General features: G+C 52.1%; 1 rRNA gene. It reads left to right on the forward strand.

Annotated elements, in window-relative coordinates:
- A 23S ribosomal RNA gene (locus tag RPL90_RS01070) occupies positions 1-1,368 on the forward strand; the annotation flags it as partial.

A 1,368-nucleotide genomic window follows, 5' to 3' on the forward strand; every position in this document is an offset into this window, starting at 1 on the left:
AATCCGGCACTCATAAGGTCAAGCTGTGATGGGGAGAGGAAATTGTTTCCTCGAGTCGTTGATTTCACACTGCCAAGAAAAGCCTCTAGCTAGAATATTAGGTGCCCGTACCGCAAACCGACACAGGTAGTCAAGATGAGAATTCTAAGGTGAGCGAGCGAACTCTCGTTAAGGAACTCGGCAAAATGACCCCGTAACTTCGGGAGAAGGGGTGCTCTCTAGGGTTAACGCCCGGGAGAGCCGCAGTGAATAGGCCCAAGCGACTGTTTATCAAAAACACAGGTCTCTGCTAAACCGTAAGGTGATGTATAGGGGCTGACGCCTGCCCGGTGCTGGAAGGTTAAGAGGAGTGGTTAGCTTCTGCGAAGCTACGAATCGAAGCCCCAGTAAACGGCGGCCGTAACTATAACGGTCCTAAGGTAGCGAAATTCCTTGTCGGGTAAGTTCCGACCCGCACGAAAGGCGTAACGATTTGGGCACTGTCTCAACGAGAGACTCGGTGAAATCATAGTACCTGTGAAGATGCAGGTTACCCGCGACAGGACGGAAAGACCCCGTGGAGCTTTACTGCAGTCTGATATTGAAATTCGGCACAGTTTGTACAGGATAGGTAGGAGCCTTAGAAACGTGAACGCTAGTTTACGTGGAGGCGTTGGTGGGATACTACCCTCGCTGTGTTGGATTTCTAACCCGCACCATTGATCATGGTGGGAGACAGTGTCAGATGGGCAGTTTGACTGGGGCGGTCGCCTCCTAAAGAGTAACGGAGGCGCTCAAAGGTTCCCTCAGAATGGTTGGAAATCATTCACAGAGTGTAAAGGCATAAGGGAGCTTGACTGCGAGACTTACAAGTCGAGCAGGGTCGAAAGACGGACTTAGTGATCCGGTGGTTCCGCATGGAAGGGCCATCGCTCAACGGATAAAAGCTACCCCGGGGATAACAGGCTTATCTCCCCCAAGAGTTCACATCGACGGGGAGGTTTGGCACCTCGATGTCGGCTCATCGCATCCTGGGGCTGTAGTCGGTCCCAAGGGTTGGGCTGTTCGCCCATTAAAGCGGTACGCGAGCTGGGTTCAGAACGTCGTGAGACAGTTCGGTCCCTATCCGTCGTGGGCGTAGGAAATTTGAGAGGAGCTGTCCTTAGTACGAGAGGACCGGGATGGACATACCTCTGGTGTACCAGTTGTCGTGCCAACGGCATCGCTGGGTAGCTATGTATGGACGGGATAAGTGCTGAAAGCATCTAAGCATGAAGCCCCCCTCAAGATGAGATTTCCCAACTTCGGTTATAAGATCCCTCAAAGATGATGAGGTTAATAGGTTCGAGGTGGAAGCATGGCGACATGTGGAGCTGACGAATACTAATC

This window comes from Staphylococcus kloosii, from assembly GCF_032139365.1.
Lineage (GTDB): Bacteria > Bacillota > Bacilli > Staphylococcales > Staphylococcaceae > Staphylococcus > Staphylococcus kloosii_A.